We start from the raw sequence: 18917 nt of genomic DNA, 5'->3' as shown, positions 1-18917 counted from the left end.
GCTCAGAGCCGGATGCCCAGCAACGCGTCCACCGCATCGGATACCAGCGCGGACGCGGTGCGGTCCGAACCGCCGTAGGACAGCGCCTGCCGTGCCCAGCTGTCCACGGCCGCAAGGGCTTTCGGGGTGTCGAGATCGTCGGCGAGATGCTGGCGCAGGCGGGCGAGGGTGTCGTCGGCGGGCGGCGCCGAGGCCAGCGCCGTGGCCTGCCGCCAGCGGTCCAGCCGCGCCAGCGCCTCGGCGAGCACCTGATCGTTCCACTCCCGGTCCTGCCGGTAGTGCCCGGCGAACAGCCCCAGCCGGATCGCGCCCGGATCCACCTCCCCGCGCCGCAGCTTCGACACGAACACCAGATTGCCGCGCGACTTCGACATCTTCTCCCCGTCCAGCGCGATCAGCCCGGCATGCACGTAGTGCCGGGCGAAACGCCGCCCCGCCACCAGCGCCTCGGCGTGCGCGGCCGAATACTCGTGGTGCGGGTACATCAGGTCGCTGCCGCCGCCCTGAATGTCGAATTCGGCGCCCAGCCGGTTCAGCGCGATCGCCGCGCACTCCACATGCCAGCCCGGGCGGCCCGCGCCGAACGGAGCGGGCCACGACGGCTCACCCGGCCGCGCCACCCGCCACAGCAGCGCATCGATCGGATCCCGCTTACCCGGCCGCCGCGGGTCCCCGCCGCGCTCGGCGAACAACCGGTCCATGGTCGCGCGGTCATATCCCGACTCGTACCCGAACTGCTCGGTCGCGTCGTAGCGGAAGTACACGTCCGGGTACTGCGGATCGTCGACCACATACGCCGCGCCCGACGCCAGTAGCTTGTCCACCAGCTCCACGACCTCGCCGACCGACTCCACCGCGCCGACGTAGTCGCGCGGCGGCAGCACCCGCAGCGCCGCCATATCCTCCCGGAACAGCGCGATCTCCCGGCTGCCCAGCTCCCGCCAGTCGATGCCGTCCCGGTCGGCGCGCTCGAACAACGGATCGTCGACGTCGGTGACGTTCTGCACGTAGTGCACCTCGTGGCCGCCGTCGCGCAGCACCCGGTTCACCAGATCGAAAGTGAGATAGGTGGCCGCGTGGCCGAGATGGGTGGCGTCGTAGGGGGTGATGCCGCAGACGTAGAGGGTGGCGGTCGGTCCCGGCGTCACCGGGCGCACCTGCCGGTCGGCGGTGTCGAACAACCGCAGCGGCGGTCCGGATCCGGGAACGGCGGGGACGGAGATTTCGGACCAGGACTGCATGATTCGAGAGTAAAGGTGTCATCGACACCCGCCCGCGCCGCCCCCGCGCACCGGTGGCCCGCGACACCCGCGCCCACCGTGCACGACCTGCAACGAGGCAGCGAATGCCGAAAGTCAACGGTTGCAATGAGGCAGCGTGAAATCCGAACGCGGGCCCGGGGACGCGGACTCGCGTCAGAACGCGGGCCACGGGATCGGGCGGCTGACCTCGGGCAGCGGCATCACCGGATCGTCCAGCAACCGCCGCGCCCGCGCGCTGAGCGCCTCGATCTCGGCATCGGTCAGATGTTCGGCCAGATCGGCGCCGAGGTCACCGGGCAGCGCCTTGACGAAGGCGCCGATATCGGTGAGCAACTCCTCCGAGACCGGCTCGCCCGCCCACCCCCACAGCACGGTCCGCAGCTTCGGCTCGGCGTGCAGGCAGATGCCGTGATCGACGCCGTACACGCCGCCGTCCAGACCTTCGAGCGCATGCCCGCCCTTGCGGTCGGCGTTGTTGAGCAGCACATCCAGCACCGCCATGCGCCGCAGCCGCGGGTCGTCGGCATGGATCAGCGACACCTCGGCGCCGGTGCCGTCGACCGCGCGCAGGATCTCGCGGAACCCGTCGGGCACCTCGCCCGCCGCCACCAGATCCACCAGGTCCAGCCGGTCCGCGCGGTCGACGTGGTGGTCGACCGATTCCACCCAGCGCTGCACCATGCCCGGGCCGAACGGGCCGTCGCGCAGAATCGTCTCCGGGATCACCCCCCATCCCAGCGCCTGCGACACCCGGAACGACGCGACCTCCCGGCCCGCCAGCGTGCCGTCCGGGAAATCCCACAGCGGCCGCTCCCCGCGCACCGGTTTGTACACCACGCGCACGGACGCATCGACTGTCTCGCTGCCGTCGGTGCGGACACTGCCGTCCGCGGCGATCTCGCACACCAGGGTGACGTTGCTGGCCGTGCTGATCCGCCCGATCACCGACAGCTCCCCGCCGTGGAACCCGTCGCGGGCGCTGCCGTCGGCACTGCTCACCGGATCATTCCTCGTCCAGATCGGCCGCGCCGAAGATGTCGCCGCGCTTGTAGCCGTTGGTGCGCACGCACATATGCCCCTTCTCCGACAGCGGTTCCCCGCACAGCGGGCACGGCGGGCGGCCCGCGGCGATCACCTTCGTCGAGCGCAGCGCGAACTCGCGGGCCTGCGACGGGGTGAGGAACACCCGCACCGCGTCCGGCCCCTCGTCGGTGTCGTCGAGCACCACCGACTCGTCGACCTCGGTCTCGGTGATCGCCAGCAACTCCACCACCACCGCGCCCGCGTCGGCGTCCCAGCCCAGACCCATTGTGCCGACCCGGAACTCGGCATCGAGGGGCATCTGGAGCGGGTCGGTGTCGTTGACCTCGGCCGCCTGCGGGGGCACCTCGGCGCCGAACCGGCGCGCCACCTCGTCCAGCAGCAACCCCATCCGGTCGGCGAGCACCTTCACCTGCTGCTTCTCCAGCAGCACGCTCACCACCCGGGGCTCCTCCACGGCCTGCAGGTAGAAGGCCCGATCGCCCGGTTCACCGACGGTCCCCGCGACGAAACGATCGGGGGTGCGAAACACATGGATTGCTCGGGCCACCTGCACCTCCTGAAACCGACTGCATTACTCACTACGGGAATCGGGCTGTCCCGTATTCCCATTATCCGTACCCGCGGCGGATGTGCCGGTCGGCGCGGCGGGCGTGATCTCGCCGCCGGGCACCGGACCGGCTCGATCACCTGATCGTTGCTCAACGGTTGCCGCCAGCGCGGACAGATCGGCGCCCGTGTCGTTTACCCGCCAGACATGCGGGGCGGTCGGGGCGTACCGCACCACGCTGATCGATGCGGGTTCCACCATGATGCGCTGGAACCCGTCCAGGTGGATCCCGAACGCGTCGGCGAGCACCGACTTGATCACGTCGCCGTGCGTGCAGGCCACCCACAGCACGTCGTGCCCGTGCCGCTCGGCCAGGGCGCGGTCGTGGTCGCGGACGGCGGCCACGGCACGATACTGCACCTGCGCCAAACCCTCCCCGGCCGGGAACACCGCACCGGAGGCGTGCCGCTGCACCACCTTCCACAGCGGCTCGGTCACCAGCTCCGACAGCTTGCGCCCGGTCCACTCGCCGTAATCGACCTCGAGCAGCCGCGGTTCGGGCTCCGGTTCGAGACCCAGCTTGTCGGCCAGCGGCGCCACCGTGCGCACGCAGCGCAGCAGCGGCGAATGCACGATGTGCTCGATCGGCAAGCGCGCCAACCGTTCCGCGACCTGCCGGGCCTGCTCCTGACCGTGGTCGGTGAGATCGACGCCCGGACTGCGCCCGGCCAGGGTCGCGGCGGTGTTGGAGGTCGACACCCCGTGCCGCAACAGGATCACCGTCATGTAATCCACCCTAGTCGGGGGCGCCGGGCGGTCGGGGACGCGCGGTGCGGCAGGCTCACGTCGCCGAGACCACGCCACCGGCGAGCAGGCCCAGCATCAGCAGGCCCAGCGCGATCCGGTAGCCGACGAACCAGTCCAGCGAATGCCGCGCCACGAACCGCAGCAGCCACGCCACCGACGCGTATCCGAGCACGAACGACACCACCGTCGCCACCAACAGCTGCGGCCCGGAGGCGTTGAGCCCCTCACCCGCCGGTTCGAACGCGTCGGGCAGGCTGAACAACCCCGACGCCACCACCGCGGGAATCGCGAGCAGGAACGAAAACCGCACGGCCGCTTCGCGAGTCAGGCCGATGAACAGACCCGCCGACGAGGTGGCGCCCGATCGCGACACACCCGGGATCAGCGCCAGGCACTGCGCGAAACCCATGATCAGCCCGTCGCGGGTGGTGAGCTGCTCGATCGGGCGCTGTTTGCGGCCGTAGTACTCGGCCGCGGCGATGACCAGCGCGAACACGATCAGCATCGTCGACACCAGCCACAGGTTGCGGGCGCCGGTGCGCACCGCGTCCTTGAACAGGAAGCCGAGCAGCCCGATCGGGATGGTGGCGATGATCACATACCAGCCGATCCGGTAGTCGAGTTCGCGCTGTGACCGCGGATCAAGCGCGCCCGGATCGCCGGTGTACACCGGCAGCTGCGTGGTGACCTGCTCGCTGACCGGGACCGGCTGCCGCGCCGCCGCGGTGAGCTTCCCGTACACGGTCGTGAACCAGGCCTGCAGGATGCGCCAGATGTCCTTGGCGAAATACACCACCACCGCGGCCTCGGTGCCCAGCTGCGTCACCGCCGTGAACGACGCGCCGGCGTCGTCGCCGAAGAACACCCCCGACACGATGCGTAGATGCGCCGAGGAGGAGATCGGCAGGAATTCCGTCAGTCCCTGCACCGCTCCCAGTATCAGCGCCTGCATCCACGTCATCGACGCGCCCACTACACCTCCCGAAGTCGTCCGGACAGCGACCCTACCGCCCGCGCCGCACCGGGTCATACCCACGCTCGAACGGCTTGTGGCCCTAGGCTCTTGCAGTGTGACGGAAGTGTGGGCACGGTGATGGAACAGCGGGCGGTGGGGCGCAGCGGCCTGCGGGTCTCTCGAATGGGTCTGGCCACCCACACCTGGAGCAGGGAGACCGACGCCGACGAGGCCGCGGCGCAACTGGTGGCGTTCGTGGAGACCGGCGGCACCCTCGTCGACACCTCTCCCGCCTACCAGGGCGGCGCCGCGCAGCGGGTGCTCGGCGGGCTGATCGACGAGTTGGTGCCGCGCGGCGACCTCGTGCTCAGCGGATGCGCGGGGCTGGCGGCCGTGCCGGGAGTGACCGATCCGGCGGGCGCGCCGTCCACCGAGATCCGCTGGACCGTCGACGCCTCCCGGCGCACCCTGATGCGCCAGCTCGACCGGACCCTCGCCGAACTGGGCACCGACTACCTCGACATCTGGAGCGTGGCGGCCTGGGATCCGCAGACCCCGCTCGAGGAGATAGCCAGCACCGTCGACTACGCGGTCCGCTCCGGGCGGGTGCGCTATGCCGGGGTGCGCGGGCTCAACGCCTGGCAGCTGGCGACGCTGGCCTCCGCGGCGCCGATCACCGCCGCACAGTTGCCGTACTCGCTGCTGGCGCGGGGGCCCGAGCGTGATCTGGTGCCTGCCGCCGAGCATCACGGGGTCGGGCTGATCGCGGTGTCGCCGCTGGCCGGGGGGATCTTGACCGGCAAGTATCGCGATGGGGTTCCGGCCGATTCGCGGGGCGCCGACGAGGATACGGCCGCGGAGATCCGGGATCGGCTCGACGATCATGCCGACCGGGTGGTCGATGCGCTGGTCACCGCCGCCGACGGGCTGGGGACCTCGCCGCTGTCGGTGGCGCTGGCGTGGATTCGGGATCGGCCGGGAGTGGCGAGCATGGTCGTGGGGGCGCGGGACATGGGGCAGCTCACGGGGGTTTTGGCGGCGGAGACGCTGGAGTTGCCGCGCGCTATCGCCGCGGCGTTGGATGATGTCAGCAGTATTTGACGGCGGGGAGTTCGGTTTGCCCCCGGCATGCTCTCGGCCGGGTCGCTCCCACGTCGCGGTGCCGCCGGTAGTGGCGGGCCGGGTGTGGGGTGATCGGGGGACCTCTTAGGCTTGCCTTTATGAGTCGCCTTGTCCGTCGTCGATCGGTCCGTGCCGCGTCCAGGCGGGCGGCGGGCCGGGTTTTGTTGGCCGTGATGGCGGTGGTGCTGGTCGGTGGTGTTACCGCCTGTGAGTCGCCCGGCGGGGCGGACGGGGCGGGGCGGCAGGGTCCGGCGACCGCCACGCTGGCCGATCTGAATCCGGCGCCCATCGGGGCCGCGCCCGCGCCGGCGCTGCCCGCGACGGTGCGGTCCTTCGACGGCGGAGACGTCACCGTTACCGATACCTCCCGGATCATCGCGGTCGATCGGTCCGGCAGCCTGGCGCAGACCGTGTGGGCGCTGGGGCTGGGCGCGAATCTGGTGGGGCGTTCCACCTCCGCCGCGTTCCCGGCCGTGCAGCACGTGCCCAACGTCGCGGGCGGCAACGGCAGCATCAATGTGGAAGCCGTTGCGGCGCAACGGCCCACGGTGTTCCTCACCGATACCGTCAGCGCCACCCCGGCGATGCGTGACCAACTGAAGGCCCTGGGGATCACGGCGGTCTACTTCGATCCCCAGCGCAGCCTCGAGGGTGTCGTGCCGCAGATCGAGGCCGTGGCCGCCGCGCTCGGCGTCCCGGACCAGGGCCGCCAGCTGGCCCGGCGCACCGGCGACGAGATCGCCGCCGCCACCGCCGCGGTACGGCAGCAGGATCCGAAACAGCGGATGGCGCTGCTGTATCTGCGCAGCAGCGCGATCACCTTCATGGCCGGGCCCGGCTCCGGCGCGGACTCGCTGATCACCGCCCTCGGCGGCACCGACGCCGGGACCGCCTCGGGGCTGAGCGAACCGTTCACCGCCATCACCAGCGAAGGCATGATCACCGCCGCCCCCGACGTCTTCCTGGTCATGACCGACGGCCTCCGATCCGTCGGCGGCGTCGACGGACTCGAGAAAATCCCCGGCGTCGCGCAGACCCCCGCGGGCCGCAACAAACGCGTCATCGACATGTCCGACTCGGCGCTGCTCAGCTTCGGCCCCAACACCGGCCATGTGATCGCGGCCCTCGCCGAGGCGATCTACGGCCAGCCCAGCGCATGACCGACCCGAAACCTGACACCCCGCACACGAATTCGAGTGCGCGCGGACCCGGCCCGACCGACCGTGCCGCGCCGCCGGACGGCACGACCGACACCGGATCCGACCCCGCTGCGGTGAGCGCGAAAACGACAGTGCGGGAACAGTATTCGAGCGGCAACCGCGCCGCCGAATCTCGCGCCGAGGCCGCGGTACCCCCGGCGCGGCGGTGGTCGCGGATCTCGATCGTGTTCGCCGTATCGATCGTGCTGCTGGCGCTGCTGGCCATGTACTCCGCGGCGGTGGGGCAGGTGCCGACCACGCCGCCGGAGGTGCTCGGCAGCGTGCTGCACAAGATCGGGCTGGACTGGGGGCCGCTGCCCCGACACCCCGCCGGACAGGTGACGCTGTGGGAGGTGCGGTTCCCGCGGGTGGTGCTGGCGATCCTGGTGGGGGCGGCGCTGGCCACCGCGGGCGCGCTGCTGCAGGGCGTGTTCGCCAATCCGCTCGCCGAACCCGGCGTGATCGGGGTGTCGGCGGGCGCGGCGGTCGGCGCGGGCGTGGTCATCGTCATCGGCGGCGCGTTCGTGGCGGTGTGGTCGGTGGCCGCGGGCGCGTTCGTCGCCGGGCTCGGCACGACCCTGCTGGTGTATCTGCTGTCGCGGTCCGGCGGGCGCACCGAGACCGTGACCCTGGTGCTGACCGGTGTCGCGGTCAACGCCTTCGCCGGCGGGCTGATGGCGTTCCTGCTGTTCACCGCGTCCCCTGCGGCGCGCGATCAGATCGTGTTCTGGCAACTGGGCAGCCTCAACGGCGCCACCTGGCAGGCGGTGTGGGTGGTGGCGCCGCTGACCGCGATCGGTGTGGCGGCCGCCGTCGTGCTGGCCCCGCGGCTGGACCTGCTGGCCCTCGGCGAATCCGCCGCCCGCCACCTCGGGGTGGACGTGGAACGGCTGCGGCGCCACGTGATCGTGATCGTCGCCGTCCTGGCGACCGCGGGCGTCGCGTTCACCGGCATCATCATGTTCGTCGGGCTCATCGTGCCGCACGTGGTGCGGATGCTGGTCGGCCCCGCCCACCGGGTACTCGTCCCCCTGTCGGCGATCCTCGGCGCCACCGTGCTGCTGGCCGCCGACGTCGGCGCCCGCACCCTCGTCGCCAACGCCGACCTCCCGCTGGGCATGCTCACCTCCCTGGTCGGCGGCCCGTTCTTCTTCTGGCTGCTGCGCCGCACCCGAGCCCGCGCGGGAGGCTGGGCATGAACCGGACGTGGCACCGCGAGAACGGTCGCGGCCGAAGGCGACATCCGAGCATCACCGCGCGGCCCGCCGGTCCGCACCGCGCCGTGCCCGGGCCGCCGAACGAGAGGCCGGGAGGTCGCGGCGGTGCAGACCCGAGCGTTCGGGCGGGAGGTCGGTGATGGCGGGCGTATTGCGCGGTGTGGCACAGGCTTTCACCCGATCGCACGGCGTTCCGGCGCGGCCCGCGACGGGGACGGTGACCCTGTCCGCGCGGCAGGTCAGCGTCGACCGCGGCGCCGGGCGGGTACTCGACCACGTGGATCTCGAGGTGGTGGCCGGGCAGATCCTGGCGCTGGTCGGGCCCAACGGGGCCGGGAAATCGACGCTGCTGGCGGCGTTGTCCGGGGAACTGGACCTGGCCACGGGCACCGTCGAACTCGACGGGCGGCCGATCGGCCACTGGGCGCCGGTGGATATGGCGCGCCGCCGCGCCGTGCTGCCGCAGAACCACACCGTCGGCTTCCCGTTCACCGCGCGGGAGGTGGTCACCATGGGCCGATCCCCCTGGGCTCGCACGGCGCGGCAGGACGACGACGCGGCCGCGATCGCCGCCGCCATGGCCGCCACCGATACCGAACACCTTGCCGCACGGCCGTTTCCGGCGTTGTCGGGCGGTGAACGCGCCCGCGTCGCCCTCGCCCGCGTCCTGGCCCAGGACACCCCCACCCTGCTGCTGGACGAACCCACCGCAGCGCTGGACCTCGGCCACCAGGAACAGGTGCTGCGGCTGGCTCGCGCCCGCGCCGCGGACGGCGCGGCGGTCGTCGTGGTCCTGCACGACCTCGGCATCGCCGCCGCCTACGCCGACCGGGTCGCCGTCCTCGACGGCGGCCGCCTCGCCGCCGCCGGACCCCCGCGCGACATCCTCACCACCGACCTGCTCTCCCAGATCTACCAGCACCCGGTCGAGGTCTTCGACCACCCCCGCACCGGCGCCCAACTGGTACTCCCGGTCCGCGGCTGACGGGGGTGTCCGCGCGGGCCGCGCGCCGGTAAGTCGCTGGCGAGGCGGGAGGCGGTCGACTAGGCTGGCGGCGTTCGTGTTCCCCCGGAGAGATCGGATGAGGAGGTGGGGTCGATGACCGCGCTGGTGGCCGTTGCCGCGCATCGTCGGATCTCCCCCGCCGCGGCATCGGCCTGACCGATTCCGGTCCGCTCGGGCGAATTCTCCTCGCCGAGCGGTTGTTTCGAACACGAAAGGGTTCTCACCCGCGATGCATACCCATAATTCCTGGACCACCCGCGTCGAGACGCAGGCCGACGCGCGCACGGTCCGCGCCATCACCCAGGCGGCCTTCGACCGCGACGAGGAGGCCGACCTGGTGGACGCGCTGCGCGGCGATCCGGCCTGGATCGACGGCCTGTCCTGGGTGGTCACCGGCCCGGACGGCGATCCGGTCGGCCACACGCTGCTGACCCGCTGCCATATCGGCGACGTCCCGGCCCTGTGCCTGGCGCCGGTCTCCGTCGCGCCGGACCAGCAGCGGACCGGCGCGGGCACGGCGGTCGTGCGCGCGGCGCTGCGGGCGGCGCGCGAGCACGGCGAGCACTACGTCACCGTGATGGGACACCCGGAGTACTACCCCCGGTTCGGTTTCACTCGCGCCTCGCTGCACGGCATCGGCGTCACCGTCGAGGTGCCCGACGACGCCTTGATGGCGCTGTCGCTGGACGAGCGCCCGCTGCCCGCCGGAACCCTCCGGTACGCGGCGCCGTTCGGCATCTGATCCGGACCCCGGGCGTCCGGCGGTAACGACACAGCATTCCGGGCGGGGCACTGGGTGCCCCGCCCGGAATTCATGTCGTCATGGAAGATGTTGTCGCGTCGCCGATTTCGGCGGTCTACTGCTCCGGCTGCTCGTCCTCGTCCTCATCGGCGCGTGCGTGATCGGGAACGCCGGGGTTCGGGTCCCGGGTGAGATCGATCAGCGGATGCACGCCGGCGCCCTCAGGTGCCGCATGTTTGCCCTGGCTCGTCGTCTGCTGCGTTTCCCCGTCGTTGGTCACGCCCCGCATGGTAACGGAGCCGTATGCTCCGGTTGCAAACGCCACGCGTTCACCGCCACACCAGCTTGAGCACCGCGGGCGTCAGCAGCATGCGAATCACGGTGGCGTCCAGCACCAATGCCGCGATCATCCCGTAGGCGATGTATTTCATCAGCACCAGATCCGAGAACCCGAACGCGCCGGTCACCACGATGAGGATCGCGGCGGCGGAGGTGATCACCCCGCCGGTGTGCGCGATGCCGGAGCGGATGGCCTCCGCGGGCGGCGCGCCGGCGGCGCGGGCCTCGGCCATCCGCGACTGCAGGAACACCTCGTAGTCGGTGGACAGCCCGAACAGCACCGTCACGATCAGCACCAGCACCGCGAACATCAGCGGCCCGGGCGTGAACCGGAACAGCCCGGAGCCGTGCCCCTCGACGAAGATCCAGGTGAGGATCCCGAGGGTGGCGCCGAGGCTGAGCGCGCTCATCACCACCGCCTTCACCGCCAGCACCAGCGACCGGAACGCCGCGTACATCAGCGCGACCGCGGCCAGCACCAGAATCCCCGCCAGCAGGGGCAGCCCGTCGATGAGCCCGCGGATGGCATCGCGTTCCAGCGCGGGCACCCCCGCCACCATCACCCGCACGCCCGGCGGCTCCGCGATGGCGCGCAGCGCCGCGATCGCGGTGTCGGCGTCGCGCTCGTCGACCAGTCCGGTCGACAGCACGTTCACCCCGCCCGTGGTCGGGGCCGACGCCTCGAACGGCCCGGTCAGTCCGGGCACGAAATTGGCCTGGAAGCGGATATCGGACAGCTGCTGCGGATTCGCGCCCACCACCACCAGCTTCAGCGGATCGGTGCGGAACTCGGGAAACAGCGCGTCGAACTGTTCCTGCGCCACCCGCGCCGGATTGTCCTGGGCCAGATAGCGTTCGCTCAGGCCGCCGAATTCGATGTGGCGGAACGGGGTCAGCAGCGCCAGCAGGCCCAGCACCACCGGCACGATCACCCGCGCCGGGCGGCGCATCGCGAACTGCGCGAGTCGGGAGAAGAACCCGCGGTCGATCTGCTCGGCAGTGCGGATGCTCGCGAACCGGCCCCACCCCCACAGGTCGATTCTGCGGCCCACGATGCTCAGCGCCGCGGGCAGCGCCGTCACCGACAGCAGCGCGGCCAGCAGCACCGCGCTGATACCGCCGTAGGGCACCGACCGCAGCACCCCGTTGGGATAGATGAACAGCGCGCCCAGGCTCACCGCGATGATCGCGGCGGAGAACAGCACCGTGCGCCCGGCGGTGGCGACCGTGCGCGCGGTGGCGTTCTCCACGCTGCGCCCCGCCGCCAGCTCCTCCCGGAACCGGGTCACCGCGAACAGTCCGTAGTCGATCGCCAGGCCCAGCGCGACCAGCGTCACCACAGCGCTGGCGAACACGTTGACCTCGATGTAGTCGGTCAGCAGCCGCATCATGCCCTGCGTGCCGAGGATGGTCATGCCGCCGATCAGCACCGGCAGCAGCGCCCCCACCACCCCGCCGAACACGAAGTACAGCAGCACCGCCACGATCGGCAGCGCGATCAGCTCGGCGCGCTGAATATCGTGCTGCATGCCGATATTGATGCCCTCCACCACCGGTTGCAGCCCGGCCAGCTGCACCGACGTGCCGCCCGGCCCGCGCCCCGGCGCCTGCGCGGCCAGATCGTCCTTGATGGCGAGGTAGTTGTTCACCGAATCGGTGTCCTCGCCGCGCAGGCCGATGCTGGCGAAGGCGTGGGTGCGCGAGGCGTCGGCGAACTGGCCCATCATCGGGCCGTCGAAATAGCTGTCGATCTTCTGCACGCGGTCGGGGTACTTCGCCCGCACCTGCGCCAGCGCCGCGGTCACCGCGTCGCGCACCGGCGGATCGTCGACCGTGGCGCCGGGCGGCGCGGTGTAGAGGAGGATGACGTCGGCGTCGCGGTCGCGCCCGAAGGTCTCGTCGGCTACCTTGGACGCCACCACCGACTCGCTGTGCTCGTCGAACCAGCCGCCCTGGGTCAGCCGCGGCCCCAGATCGCGCCCGTAGCAGCCCGACAGCGCGACGATCCCGACGAAGAGCGCGAGCACGAGGTACCGGTGGCGGTGCACGAATCGGCCCCACCGCAGCGAATGCTCCTGCACCATACGGGAATTCAGCCGCAGGCCGGGGTCTTGTAGTCGGCCGAGCGCAGGATCCCGCACAGGTCGGCGCGCGAGATCTTCCAGGTGCCGCCGATATCGACGAAGTGCACGATCGTGGTGCGCACGTTGGTGCCGGTGCCGTCCTTGTCCAGGCGCATGGTGGCGGTGAGGGTGCCGTCGCGGTTGTCGAACACCGGATCGGTGACGCCGTAGACGGCGCGCGGGTTGTCCCGCAGGGCCCGGTACATATCGGGGATGGCATCGGTGAACGCCTCGCCGTCCTCGATCAGCGCGGTGCGGTCGCTGTCGGGCAGCGCCGGGTCCAGTGCGCGTTTGATCTGCGCGTCGAGATCGGCGGCGGTCGGGAGCGGCGGGCGGTTGGCGCTGCTCACCGCCGCGGCCTGTGACGAGGAGGACATCGCGGCGTACGCCGACGAACGCGCCGCGGCCACCGAATCCTCGTCCTGGCCACCGCCGCACGCCGCCGCCAGCACGGCCAGCGCCGCCAGCGGCGGCGCGATGCGGGCCGATCCTCGCAATGCCATCTGCATCCTCACCCGTCGTCGGAAGTAACCGGTAATTCTCCTACAGTCTGTCATGTGTGCCGCTGAACACCGGGCTCGCGCGCGTCCGTCGCCGCAAGCCCGTGCGGCGCAAGCGCTTACCGGCCGTCGGCGACGAGGCGGTATCGGCCGGGCCGTCTCAGCGCCCTTCGATCACCGAGCTGATCCGGCCGAGCAGTGCGCGCACGATCGTGGTCTCGCGGTCCGTCTCCGCGGCGGGGTCCTCCGCCGGGGTCGCGGCCGCGATCAGGTCGCGCACCGTCGCGGTCACGCTGCGCTCGTCGTCGAGGTCGATATCGGTGACGCGGGCCTCGGCGACGGCGACCACGTCCTCCGGGCCGGGTACCGCGGTGCCGGTGGTGTCGATGTCGGCGCGGTAGATCTCGAGGGTGAGCATGGAGCGCACGATGCGGAAGGCGAACGAACGCCCGTCACCGGTGGCGCCGAATCCGTGAGCGAACGGACCAACGGTAATGTCTTCGACGATGAATTCAGACGTATGGTCTGTTTTCAACCGGGACTCCCTGTATCGGCGGCGGTTCGATATCAACGGTAACCCCTGGGGCCGACCCGGTGGAGAGCGCCGATCCGCCGTGTCGCGCGCCGCCGTGCGCCGGGATGTCGGAACCACCCCGGCGCACGGCCCCGTTCCGCGACCATGGTCAGATGAAGAGGTACGCATGAGTCGTCGGCGGTAGTGGCGGTAGTGAGGAGTTCGGTGCATGCACGGTCGCACGCGACGGGATGCGGCGGGTCGCCACGCCAGCGATGGGCCCGGGGGCGGTAGCGAAATGTCACCGCGCAGGGCAACGGGGCCGTCACCGGCCAGCGCCGCCGCGGAGTGTCGGGAGCGTCGCGACCGGACGGTGCGGCAGTGGCGCGCGGGCACGGCTGCTGGTGGGCCACGGAACCGGCGGGGCGCCGGAATCCGGCGGGGATGGGTCGCGATACTCGCGGCCGCGGTCGCCGCGGCCGCTGCGGCGGGATGCTCGTCGTCGGACGGCGACAAGGATCCGAATTCCGCCGCGGCCCCCGCGCACGCCGCCCTCGCCCCCGCGCCGGTCGCCGCGCCCGCCGGGTCGGTGACCGCGTCCGGACCGGTCGCCGCCCTGCTCGCCGAACCCTCCGGCGGCCGCTTGGTGGCGCTCGACCCGGACAGCGTCACGGTACGCATCCTCACCCCCGGCGGCGCCGAACCGGCCCGCACGCTCACCCTCCCCGCCCCCGCGTCGGCGCTGACGCCCGGCGCGCCCGGGCAGGTCCTCGCCGCCGCCGGGCGCCAACTCGTGCACATCGACACCCTCGCCGCCACCACCCGCGCCACCCCGCTCGACGGCGAGGCGCGCGCGGCGGCGCGGCGCGGCGACGGCAGTATCGCGGTCGGCCTCGCCGACGGCCGCGTGGCGGTCATGGCCGCGGATGGCCAAGTGCTGCAGACCGTTTCGGGCCTGTCCGGTGTCGACGCGCTCGCCGCGCCCGGGGACACCGTCGCGGTCCTGGACCGCGCCCAGACCAGCCTCACCCAGCTCGACCTGGGTCGCGGCAAGCCCGGTTTGGCGCTGCGCGCGGGCACCGGCGCCACCAATCTCGCCTCCGACCACTTCGGGCGCATCCTGGTCGCCGACACCGCCGGCGGTGCGCTGCTGGTGTATACGGCCGATCCGCTCGTCCTGCGGCAGCGCTTCCCGGTAGGCTCGTCGCCCTACGCGCTCGCCTACGATCAGCGGTCCGAGACCGTGTGGGTGACGCTGACCGCGAGCAACGAAGTGGCCGGTTTCGACCTGTCGACGGGTATACCGGAGGAAGTGGCACGCTTCGCGACGGTGCGCCAGCCGAATTCGGTGACCATCGACGAACGCACCGGCGACCTGTTCGTGGGGTCCGCGACCGGCGACGGGTTGCAGCGGATCGGCGCGGACGAGAGGAAGAGAGGGCAGCGATGACTCGGGCCTCGGCGCACCGTCCGCAGCGCAGGCGGTCGATCCCGGCGGAATGGGAGGAGACCAGCGAGGAGGGGGAATACGAATACGTGCCGTTACGACTACCGCCCGAGGTCACCCGGGTGACCGCGTCGATGCGGCTGGCCATCCAGGCCGAATTCGGCGGCTGGGAACTGTCGCGGGTACGCGCCTACACCGACGGCAGCCGGCGCGTGCTGCTGCGGCGGCGCAAGACCACCTTCCCCGTCGCGGAAACCGGGATGTGACCGGCATGTACTCCGTGCTGTTGCGGTTGATGTTCCTGCTGCCCCCCGAACGCATCCACCACCTGGTCTTCGCGGCGATGCGGCTGGCGACCCGCTTCGCGCCTACGCGGCGGCTGGTGCGCAGGCTGACCGTGGTCGACGACCCGGTCCTGCGTACCACCGCCTTCGGAGTGGAGTTCCCCGCGCCGCTGGGCTTGGCCGCCGGGTTCGACAAGGACGCCGGGGGCGTGAACGCCTGGGGCCCACTGGGTTTCGGCTACGCCGAGATCGGCACCGTCACCGCGCAGGCGCAACCGGGCAATCCGGCGCCGCGGCTGTTCCGGCTGCCCGCCGACCGCGCCCTGATCAACCGGATGGGGTTCAACAACCACGGCGCGACCGCGGCGGCCGAGCAGCTGCGCGGCCGCCGCCCGGGCGGGGTGCCCATCGGCGCCAATATCGGCAAGACCAAGACCACCCCCGCCGAACACGCCGCCGACGACTACGTCACCAGCGCCACCCTGCTGGGTCCGCTCGCCGACTTCGTCGTCGTCAATGTCAGCTCCCCCAACACCCCCGGCCTGCGCGACCTGCAGGCGGTGGAATCGCTGCGGCCGCTGCTGCGCGCGGTGCTCGACTGTGTCCAGGTGCCGGTGCTGGTGAAGATCGCCCCCGACCTGTCCGACGAGGATGTCGACGCCGCCGCGGATCTGGCCGTGGAGCTCGGCCTGGCCGGGATCGTCGCCACCAACACCACCATCCGCCGCGACGGGCTGGCCACCCCGGTCGCCGAGGTCGACGCCATGGGCGCGGGCGGGCTGTCCGGACCGCCGGTGGCCGACCGGTCGCTCGAGGTGCTGCGCCGCCTCTACGCCCGCGTCGGCGACCAGCTGGTGCTGATCTCCGTCGGCGGGATCGAGAACGCCGACCAGGCCTTCGAACGCATCCTCGCGGGCGCCACCCTGCTGCAGGGCTACACCGGATTCATCTACGGCGGCCCGTTCTGGACCCGGCGCATCCACCGCGGAATCGCGCAGCGGCTGCGCGCGGGCGGTTACGCGAGCATCGCCGACGCCGTCGGCGCCTCCTACAAGACCCGCGCCTGATCACACACGCGGCCGTACTTGCACCTGATGCAACCGTGCATCCGCTGCCGTCGCGGCTCGGTGCGGGTCGAGATTCGGGGCAGCACGCGAGGTCCGCGATGCGGTCAGCCGAAGACCCGCGGCGGCTCCTCGGTGATACCCAGTGGCTGTTGCCGGTAGGTGGGGCCGGACAGCACCGGCTCCGCCTCCCGACGGGTGCGGCCGCCGCAGTGGCGGCGCATCCGCTCGATCATCCGGCGCGACAGCAGGATCACGGCCTCCTCGTACCGCACACCCAGCGCCCCGGCGCGGTCGGCGACCCGCCGATGCACCGAGTCGTCGTCCACCGCGTCGGGATCGCTGAGCAGTTCGTCGAGTTCCATCCCGGCCAGCGCCTGCACCTGGGTCAGGCGATGCTCGGGCAGCCAGCTCAGCCGCCACACCGCCGCTCCGAAACCGTCGATTCGGAAGGCATGCTCGGGGGTCCGGTCACTGATCATCGCCCAGTCGGTCGTTTCGATCGTCACGGCTGTCTCCTCTCGCGTCGCCGCCCACGGCCCAGGATCACTGCGTCGGCGGGGCGGGTACCCAATACATCGGCTCGAGTTGCCGAAGAGTTGCGGATCGCGGTGAATTCGTCCGCAGCATCCGGCTCAGTGAGGGGTCGGGACACGGACGGCCGAATCGGCCCGGTCCCGGGTCGAAGCGCGTCCGGCCGCCCTGCCGGATTCGCGCGGCCGGTACTGTGCCCGGCCCCTGTCGGCGCTGCGCGTACTTTTCCGGTACGCCCACCGAGACGGCCACTGCCGTCGGTCTAGTTCGCGACCCCGACGATGTCGGCGTCGCGCTCGGCGGATCGAGGCATGCGGCGCCGCCGGATTCGCCGCTCGAGGAGAATCGCTCCCACCATCAGAACCTCCTGGACGTCTCGGCGACCGAACGCCGACTCCAGAGCGTCACTTGCCATTCTATTCGGGCAAATGCCGCGATAGGTTATTGGTAGCCGAAATTCCCGGCGGATAAACCGGCAATCCCCGGCGACTTCGCTTATCGTCTGCAGACGATCACTGCGCACCCGAGACGGAGGTGGCTGCCCCGATGGCGGGACAGGACGCGACGGTCACCGCGGTGCGCGCGGTGCTCACCCGGCTGTGCAAACGCGCGGGCCTGAGCCCGGAACGGTTGCGCAGCACCGAAATCGACGTCACCCCGCTGCTCGAGCTCTACGTCATCCGGCGCCAGGCCCAACTGGCGGGCACCGATCCCGCCGAGGCCGTCCCACCGGTGGTGCGCGACCTGTCCCGGCAGCTGCCCCCGGAGCATCGGCTCATCGTCGATGTCGGGTTGGCGCTGGGGTTACTGCGCGACGCGGCGCCCCCCGATATCGAGACGCATCTGCTCTACGCACCGGATCTCGGCAAGCGCCGCCAGTACCTCAGCGATCACTGGCCGCCGCTGCTGCGGGCCGCCGGGGCCGAGACGGTCGCCGACGCGCCCACCACGCGGCAACTGCGCAGCCGTCTCGAGTTCGACGCCTTCACCGTCCTGGCGCAGCGCCTCACCACCGCCTCCGGCTACGCGTCGGTGCTGACCCTGCCACCGCTGACCGGCGCGGTGCCCGATCGGCACACGGGCACGATCACTGTGGTCGGCGACGCGGTCATCGACAATATCTGCAGCATCGATCACTTCCCGGCGGCGAACGACCCGGCCACCGGCACCTTCCTGGACCGGCCCGGCGGGAAGGGACTCAATCGCGCGGTGGCCGCGGCCCGGCTCGGCCTGCGCGTGCGCCTGATCGCCGCGGTCGGCGACGACGACCGCGGCCGCCGCATCCTCGACCATCTGCGCACCGAAGGCGTCGAGACCGATCTGGTGCGCGTCGTGCCCGGCGCCACCACCCCGGTCGCGGTCGTCCTGGTCACCAGCAGCGGTGAACGACGCGATATCGCCTGCCCCAACGAACGCGTCCGGCTCAACCCCGACGACCTGCGCACCCTCGACGCCCGCCACGCGCTGGCCGGATCCGACGCCGTGCTGCTCACCTTCGAACCGCCCTCGGCGGTCGTCGAGGACGCCCTCGACCTCCTCGCGCGGGAGTCGCGGCCGCGGCTGCTGGTGCAGCCGGTGCCCGCGATCGCCCGACCACAGCGGTTCTACCGCCGCTTCGACGCCATCGACTATCTGATCGGGACGCGGGGCGAACTCGACGCCCTCGCGCCGCTGATCCAGACCGTCGACGCCGCCGACGGCGACACCGAACTGGCCCGCCGGTTGCGCATCCTCGGCGCCCGGACGGTGTGCATGGTGGAGGAGTTCGCCGCCAGTGTGCACTCCGACGATCTGGCGATCGATATCGGACGTTTCCCGGCCGCGCTGAAGGACTCCCCCGGCGCCCCGGCCGCCTTCGTCGCCGCCCTCGCGCACCGCGTCGTCACCCGCGGGCATCGCGCCGACGCCGACGACTTCGTCTGGGCCACAGCGGCGATGGCCGCCACCCAGTCCACCGGGGCGGTGTCGGGCGCGATGCCGACCGTCGCCGACGTCGACCGCCTGCTCGACCGCGCCGGACCCCCCGCGGTGGTCCGCACGGAGACCCCGTGACCGCGATCGATTTGCCGGATCCCGACTGTCGCGCCGGGCCCGCCTTCCGAGCGCCGCGCGGCCTGACGCTATCGTCTCCAGCCATCGTGCTCGACCCAGATCTTTCGCCGGGGCCAGATGTCGGATGCCACCGGTTTGCCTGAGGTACTACCTGCGATC

At 71.7% G+C, this 18917-nt stretch carries 19 protein-coding genes; 9 read left to right on the top strand and 10 right to left on the bottom strand.

What is annotated here, in order from left to right; all coding sequences use genetic code 11:
- Nucleotides 1-2 precede the first annotated feature (2 nt).
- The 5 genes from mshC to ACYVLQ_RS19110 all read right to left on the bottom strand — a co-directional run bounded on the left by mshC (nt 3) and on the right by ACYVLQ_RS19110 (nt 4633).
- Nucleotides 3-1241 (bottom strand): cysteine--1-D-myo-inosityl 2-amino-2-deoxy-alpha-D-glucopyranoside ligase, encoded by a 1239-nt coding sequence (mshC, locus tag ACYVLQ_RS19130; RefSeq protein ID WP_460698848.1) that lies wholly within the window; start codon nt 1239-1241, stop codon nt 3-5.
- A gap of 174 nt (nt 1242-1415) precedes the next feature.
- Nucleotides 1416-2261: an SCO1664 family protein gene (locus ACYVLQ_RS19125; RefSeq protein WP_460698847.1), complete on the bottom strand. Its 846-nt coding sequence runs from the start codon at nt 2259-2261 to the stop codon at nt 1416-1418.
- Between the two features lie 4 nt (nt 2262-2265).
- On the bottom strand, nt 2266-2853 hold the full coding sequence (locus ACYVLQ_RS19120) for a DUF3090 domain-containing protein (RefSeq protein WP_460698846.1): 588 nt from the start codon (nt 2851-2853) through the stop codon (nt 2266-2268).
- A 24-nt stretch (nt 2854-2877) separates the two neighbouring features.
- Nucleotides 2878-3639 (bottom strand): histidine phosphatase family protein, encoded by a 762-nt coding sequence (locus tag ACYVLQ_RS19115; RefSeq protein WP_460698845.1) that lies wholly within the window; start codon nt 3637-3639, stop codon nt 2878-2880.
- A gap of 55 nt (nt 3640-3694) precedes the next feature.
- Nucleotides 3695-4633: an undecaprenyl-diphosphate phosphatase gene (locus ACYVLQ_RS19110; protein ID WP_460698844.1), complete on the bottom strand. Its 939-nt coding sequence runs from the start codon at nt 4631-4633 to the stop codon at nt 3695-3697.
- Nucleotides 4634-4753: 120 nt separating this feature from the next.
- On the opposite strand from ACYVLQ_RS19110, the gene ACYVLQ_RS19105 reads away from it, so the two are divergent.
- The 5 genes from ACYVLQ_RS19105 (at nt 4754) to ACYVLQ_RS19085 (ending at nt 9901) form a co-directional block, all read left to right on the top strand.
- A complete protein-coding gene (locus ACYVLQ_RS19105) occupies nt 4754-5716 on the top strand; it encodes an aldo/keto reductase (protein ID WP_460698951.1) in 963 nt (320 codons plus the stop codon).
- Nucleotides 5717-5835: 119 nt separating this feature from the next.
- Entirely contained in the window at nt 5836-6897 is a 1062-nt protein-coding gene (locus tag ACYVLQ_RS19100; protein WP_460698843.1) for a heme/hemin ABC transporter substrate-binding protein, read from the top strand.
- Entirely contained in the window at nt 6894-8135 is a 1242-nt protein-coding gene (locus ACYVLQ_RS19095) for a FecCD family ABC transporter permease (protein WP_460698842.1), read from the top strand. Before ACYVLQ_RS19100 ends, ACYVLQ_RS19095 begins: the two co-directional genes overlap by 4 nt.
- Before the next feature lie 157 nt (nt 8136-8292).
- Nucleotides 8293-9138: a heme ABC transporter ATP-binding protein gene (locus ACYVLQ_RS19090; protein WP_460698841.1), complete on the top strand. Its 846-nt coding sequence runs from the start codon at nt 8293-8295 to the stop codon at nt 9136-9138.
- Nucleotides 9139-9388: 250 nt separating this feature from the next.
- Nucleotides 9389-9901 (top strand): GNAT family N-acetyltransferase, encoded by a 513-nt coding sequence (locus tag ACYVLQ_RS19085; RefSeq protein ID WP_460698840.1) that lies wholly within the window; start codon nt 9389-9391, stop codon nt 9899-9901.
- A gap of 115 nt (nt 9902-10016) precedes the next feature.
- Here ACYVLQ_RS19085 and ACYVLQ_RS19080 read toward each other — a convergent pair whose 3' ends face one another.
- From ACYVLQ_RS19080 to ACYVLQ_RS19065, 4 genes are all read right to left on the bottom strand, one after another.
- Complete coding sequence (locus ACYVLQ_RS19080; protein WP_460698839.1) at nt 10017-10181, bottom strand: hypothetical protein; 165 nt, start codon at nt 10179-10181, stop codon at nt 10017-10019.
- Between the two features lie 49 nt (nt 10182-10230).
- Nucleotides 10231-12324, bottom strand: a complete 2094-nt coding sequence (locus tag ACYVLQ_RS19075; RefSeq protein ID WP_460698838.1) for an MMPL family transporter — start codon at nt 12322-12324, stop codon at nt 10231-10233.
- Nucleotides 12325-12332: 8 nt separating this feature from the next.
- The gene (locus tag ACYVLQ_RS19070) at nt 12333-12866 is read right to left on the bottom strand and encodes a hypothetical protein (RefSeq protein ID WP_460698837.1); all 534 of its coding nucleotides are present in this window, start codon (nt 12864-12866) and stop codon (nt 12333-12335) included.
- A gap of 157 nt (nt 12867-13023) precedes the next feature.
- The gene (locus ACYVLQ_RS19065; protein WP_460698836.1) at nt 13024-13398 is read right to left on the bottom strand and encodes a hypothetical protein; all 375 of its coding nucleotides are present in this window, start codon (nt 13396-13398) and stop codon (nt 13024-13026) included.
- Between the two features lie 277 nt (nt 13399-13675).
- Between ACYVLQ_RS19065 and ACYVLQ_RS19060 the strand changes: the two genes are divergently transcribed.
- Genes ACYVLQ_RS19060 through ACYVLQ_RS19050 form a run of 3 tightly spaced genes read left to right on the top strand, consistent with a single transcriptional unit; the run spans nt 13676 to nt 16175 of the window.
- Entirely contained in the window at nt 13676-14827 is a 1152-nt protein-coding gene (locus tag ACYVLQ_RS19060; RefSeq protein ID WP_460698835.1) for a YncE family protein, read from the top strand.
- The gene (locus ACYVLQ_RS19055) at nt 14824-15090 is read left to right on the top strand and encodes a DUF5703 family protein (RefSeq protein ID WP_460698834.1); all 267 of its coding nucleotides are present in this window, start codon (nt 14824-14826) and stop codon (nt 15088-15090) included. Before ACYVLQ_RS19060 ends, ACYVLQ_RS19055 begins: the two co-directional genes overlap by 4 nt.
- A gap of 5 nt (nt 15091-15095) precedes the next feature.
- The gene (locus tag ACYVLQ_RS19050) at nt 15096-16175 is read left to right on the top strand and encodes a quinone-dependent dihydroorotate dehydrogenase (RefSeq protein WP_460698833.1); all 1080 of its coding nucleotides are present in this window, start codon (nt 15096-15098) and stop codon (nt 16173-16175) included.
- A gap of 104 nt (nt 16176-16279) precedes the next feature.
- On the opposite strand, the gene ACYVLQ_RS19045 is transcribed toward ACYVLQ_RS19050, so the two are convergent.
- Entirely contained in the window at nt 16280-16681 is a 402-nt protein-coding gene (locus ACYVLQ_RS19045; RefSeq protein WP_460698832.1) for a hypothetical protein, read from the bottom strand.
- 571 nt (nt 16682-17252) lie between these two features.
- Here ACYVLQ_RS19045 and ACYVLQ_RS19040 point away from each other — a divergent pair.
- Complete coding sequence (locus ACYVLQ_RS19040; RefSeq protein ID WP_460698831.1) at nt 17253-18758, top strand: PfkB family carbohydrate kinase; 1506 nt, start codon at nt 17253-17255, stop codon at nt 18756-18758.
- Nucleotides 18759-18917: the final 159 nt, after the last annotated feature.

It is taken from the genome of Nocardia thraciensis (assembly GCF_054782435.1).
Note: the sequence above shows the minus strand (reverse complement) of the source record. Positions and strands in the feature narration are given on the sequence as shown.

Bases quoted from the DNA above. Each gene is read 5' to 3' on its own strand.
- mshC (WP_460698848.1), bottom strand. From the start codon at position 1,241: ATGCAGTCCTGGTCCGAAATCTCCGTCCCCGCCGTTCCCGGATCCGGA.
- ACYVLQ_RS19115 (WP_460698845.1), bottom strand. From the start codon at position 3,639: ATGACGGTGATCCTGTTGCGGCACGGGGTGTCGACCTCCAACACCGCC.
- ACYVLQ_RS19105 (WP_460698951.1), top strand. From the start codon at position 4,754: ATGGAACAGCGGGCGGTGGGGCGCAGCGGCCTGCGGGTCTCTCGAATG.
- ACYVLQ_RS19100 (WP_460698843.1), top strand. From the start codon at position 5,836: ATGAGTCGCCTTGTCCGTCGTCGATCGGTCCGTGCCGCGTCCAGGCGG.
- ACYVLQ_RS19095 (WP_460698842.1), top strand. From the start codon at position 6,894: ATGACCGACCCGAAACCTGACACCCCGCACACGAATTCGAGTGCGCGC.
- ACYVLQ_RS19090 (WP_460698841.1), top strand. From the start codon at position 8,293: ATGGCGGGCGTATTGCGCGGTGTGGCACAGGCTTTCACCCGATCGCAC.
- ACYVLQ_RS19085 (WP_460698840.1), top strand. From the start codon at position 9,389: ATGCATACCCATAATTCCTGGACCACCCGCGTCGAGACGCAGGCCGAC.
- ACYVLQ_RS19075 (WP_460698838.1), bottom strand. From the start codon at position 12,324: ATGGTGCAGGAGCATTCGCTGCGGTGGGGCCGATTCGTGCACCGCCAC.
- ACYVLQ_RS19070 (WP_460698837.1), bottom strand. From the start codon at position 12,866: ATGGCATTGCGAGGATCGGCCCGCATCGCGCCGCCGCTGGCGGCGCTG.
- ACYVLQ_RS19060 (WP_460698835.1), top strand. From the start codon at position 13,676: ATGTCACCGCGCAGGGCAACGGGGCCGTCACCGGCCAGCGCCGCCGCG.
- ACYVLQ_RS19055 (WP_460698834.1), top strand. From the start codon at position 14,824: ATGACTCGGGCCTCGGCGCACCGTCCGCAGCGCAGGCGGTCGATCCCG.
- ACYVLQ_RS19050 (WP_460698833.1), top strand. From the start codon at position 15,096: ATGTACTCCGTGCTGTTGCGGTTGATGTTCCTGCTGCCCCCCGAACGC.
- ACYVLQ_RS19040 (WP_460698831.1), top strand. From the start codon at position 17,253: ATGGCGGGACAGGACGCGACGGTCACCGCGGTGCGCGCGGTGCTCACC.